Source organism: Proteus faecis, assembly GCF_030286765.1.
Classification (GTDB): domain Bacteria; phylum Pseudomonadota; class Gammaproteobacteria; order Enterobacterales; family Enterobacteriaceae; genus Proteus; species Proteus faecis.
In genome coordinates this window covers 1-4,112 of sequence record NZ_JASVWV010000037.1, presented here as the reverse complement: position 1 = coordinate 4,112, position 4,112 = coordinate 1, and the positions used below count along the sequence as shown (strand labels likewise).

General features: G+C 56.1%; 1 protein-coding gene. It reads right to left on the bottom strand.

The genetic code is table 11. The annotated features are described in order from the left end of the window. Window positions 1-4,112: beta strand repeat-containing protein (locus QSH13_RS18255; RefSeq protein ID WP_433915546.1), on the bottom strand; the 4,112-nt coding region annotated here is incomplete at both ends.

Here is a 4,112-nt window from a genome sequence, read left to right as displayed (position 1 = left end):
CCGTCACTCAGCGTGACCGGGATATCAACCAGCCAGACAATATCTGACGTCAGCAGCGCCATCTGCTCCGGCGTCAGCGCCACACCGGGGATCAACTGATACTGTTTACCGAAGGCAATACCGTTATTCATCAGCATACGGTACTGAGCTTCATCATTACTCTGATTACCGGTATAACGCCCCCCGGTCAGCTGGATCAACTGATCACGAACCAGTCTCTGCTCATAATACCCGTCACCAAGACGTTTATGCACATTATCGTGGGAGGCCGTAAAGGCATTCTGCATATAGTCACTGGACAACCACTGTTTTTTATTCACAAAACGGGGATCCGTTTCCACCAGGTAGTGGCTGTCCGTGCCGGGATGCAGGGTAAACAGGCTGTTATCCGGTAAACGGACATCAGGACTGACCGTGCGGATCACCGGAGTGATCTGCTGCCCGCTCCCGGTTTCCGGTTTCAGCGTCAGGCTGAACGTATGTCCGGGAGGTAACAGTAACGGACGATCATGCACCACGCCGGGAATATCCGTTGAGACCATACCGGCCTGACCGGTACTGATATTCACCCGGCTGTCCGCTCCGGCCACGGAATGACTTCCTGCGCCCTCTGCACTTTCATTCACCGCAGACACCTGCCGTTCACTCCCGCGCCAGGTTTTGTCCGGTACCACAGCATGTCCCTGCCAGGTCAGGCTTTTCAGATCAATGGTTTCCGTTACCGGGGCCGGACGGTAATCATCAGTCTCTCTTCCCTGTGATGTTTTGGTTCCGCCAATCGGTCTTTTCTTTTTCTTCGGCCACCACCGTGTCTGCCATCCTTCATCCGTGGTCACCCGCTCACCCTGCGTCGCCCGGTTATCCAGGGTACCGATATGCCCGTCCAGGCTACCGCCGGCAACAATCTGGCTGTCATGATTAAACAGACGGGCGGTATCAAACCGGATATTTCCCCCCGCCAGTATTTTCCCCGGGTCAGTGGACGCTATCTGTGTCTCCGTGACGGTCCTGGTATAGTTATATTCATAAAAACGATCATTTTCGCTGCCATCCGGCATTCTTGCTGTATGGACGCCATATTTATTCTTCTTGCTGAGATCAACATCTGCCCAGTCATAACGGGTGGTACTGCCGTTAAGAACGCCTTCATGATGCTGACTTTTCTCCACCAGGACCGTATGTGTTTCCAGTTTCCGGTTGGTATTATTCACCGTCTGCATGCCGATAAATGCATCGCTGCCGGCCTCAATAAATGCACCGTCATTATTCAGGACATCACCCCGGCCGGTTGCACGATAATCGTTATCCAGATGACGGCCAAAAACCATATTACCGAGACTGGTGATAAGTGCATGCCCACGGTTATTAACCGTTCCGGCCGCAATATCCAGACGATCACGGGATGCGATTACCGGGGCTTTGTCACCATCCCGGTCATTATTCAGAACGCCGGCTTCGACAGCGAGATGATCACCAAAAATCCGCCCGCTGCCAGTGTTGTTCAGCACACCGGTCGTCAGGTGTGTCAGTTCACCGTCAATCAGCCCGCGATTCTCCAGTGTGCCGGCCACGTTCAGATGCGTTTCTTTCGCCGTGATATCCCCCAGAACAGTATTGACCAGATTATCCGCACGGATCTCCAGCCCCTGCTGTCCGGCAATCACCCCGTCATTAATCAGCCGGCGGTCGGTCAGGAGCGTCAGATCACCGTTCGCTTTAACCGAGCCGGTATTACGGAAATCGTCGGCCACATGAACCGTCAGGCGATCCCGGGACAAAATCTGTCCGTCACCACTCACTGCCAGCGCAGAAATATCCGCACTGTCATCGGCTATCAGCATCCCTTCACGGTTGTTCACCGTCAGCGCCTGTCCCTGAACAGAGAGCGTTTTCTGTGAGGAAAGCAGTCCCCGCAGATTATCCAGTACCCGGGTTACCCGTGCGGTCAGATGGCTGACACCGCGCACTGCCCCTTCCGCGTTATCCAGAATATCGGCGGCAAGCGTGAGTTTCCCTGCCTCCAGCCCCTTACCGCTCTGTCCGGTATGCCTGTTATTGATTTCAGAAGCCACAATCTCAAGCGGGCCGGCTGAGTGCACAAGCCCGCTTTCATTATTCAGTACCGTCTGTACATTCAGCTGACTGTCACCGTCAGCAATCACCTGCCCCTGCCGGTTATCCAGACGGTCAGCCGACAATGCCAGCCGGCCGCCGGATAACAATGCCCCTTTTCCGTTATCCAGCGCCTGACCCACTGACAGAGTCAGTCTTTCTCCGGCCTGAACCGTTCCCTCCCGGTTAGTAAGCTGAGAGGTCGTGACAGCAGTATGATGGTCACCGGCTATCCTTCCGCCGGTATTGACTAAAGCAGCCGTACCGGTGTTAATCAGAAGATCGCCGGCAGACTGAAGGCGTCCCCCGGTGTTATCGGTCTCACCGCTGTTCACTGACAGCCCGCCATTCCCCGCTATCAGGCCGAGGCTGTTTTTCAGGTTGCCGGTATGCAACACGGCATTCCCGTCAGACACGATACGTCCGCTCCGGTTATCCGTCTCCCCGGTCGTAATGATCGCCTCACCGGCAGCAGAGATACCGCCACGGGAAACCGTATCACGGTTAATCAGGCGGTTCCCCTGTGTGTCAATCGTCAGTCCGGCGCCGGAGAGAATACTGCCGGCGGTATTGTCCAGTTGCCCGCCGGTGATTGCCAGCCCCCGCAGGGCAGTGATCAACCCGGCAGTGTTATCTGACATTACGGTTTTCAGCCCGGCCTGTCCGCCGGCACTCACAATCCCCTGGTGATTATCCAGTCTGCCGCTGAGAAGGGACAGATCGCCCTGCGCCCGGATCCCCCCGTGCTCCCCGCTGTCACGGTTAACCAGAGTCTGTCCCCGGGTATCCAGTAACAGCTGTTTCCCGGCCTGGATCAGCCCCTGCCGGTTATTGACTTCTCCTGTCGTCAGAGACAGCGAACCGGATGCGCTGACAAGCTGTCCCTGCGTATTATCCAGCAGACCGGTGGTCATCACGCCGTCACCGCCGCTGACAATGACGCCGTCATGGTTATCCAGACCATTCACTTCAAGCGTCAGACGATCACCGGCAACAATCCCGCCCTGCTCTCCGCTCTGCTGATTAACCAGTTTCCGGTCATGAGTGTCCAGTATCAGCGATGTGCCGGCCCGTAAAAGACCACCGCTGTTATCCGTTTCGCCGGTATCCAGTCTGACACTCTCCCGGGCCGCCAGATACCCGCCACGGTGATCCAGCGCCTGTCCCTGCGTGTCCAGCGTGATATTGCGGCCCTGTATCACACCCTGTGCCGCCTCCAGGCGGCCTGTTCTGAGTGAAAGATCCCCGCCGGCAATAATACCGCCCTGTTCACCGCTGTCTGTACTGATTAACCCGTTTCCATGGGTATCCAGCGTTAAAGCCCCGTCTGCCTGCAACAGCCCGTGCTGATTGCGGAGCACCGCAGTATTCAGTGTCAAATCGCCCTGACTGAGTATTTTTCCGCTGTCACTGTTCAGATCAGCGGTCTGCAACTGTGCATCACCGGATGAGGCAATAACCCCTGCCTGATTATCCGTATTCCCTGCCGATAACGTCAGTGCACCGGCCAGTATCTGCCCGCCTTCACGGTTACTCAGCTGCCGGTTATTTGTGTCAATAACCAGGCTTTTTCCGGCCTGAATCAGTCCTCCGGTGTTATCCGTTTCTCCTGTACTGAGCGCCAGCGTATCCCGGGCCGCAATATTTCCCCCGGTGTTGTGAAGTTTTGCCACACCGGTACCGACGGTGACATCCTGTCCGGTGATGGTACCGTTATGATTATGTAATCCGGTTGCATTCAGTGTCAGCCTGTTAAGGGCCTCCATCCGCCCCTGTTCATTAATAACCGCCTGCCGGCTGTTCAGTGTCATGTTGCCGCCGGTGGCTGAAATCAGTCCTTCCCGGCTGGTCAGCGCTGCCGTATCCAGCAGGATATGCCGCCCGGCAATCAGACGCCCTTTATCATTCAGCACCTCACCCGGTGTGGTCAGGGATAAACTCCCTTTATCAGCGGCAAGCAGTGTCCCGGCAGAATTATCCAGTTTCGCACTGCTCAGCGT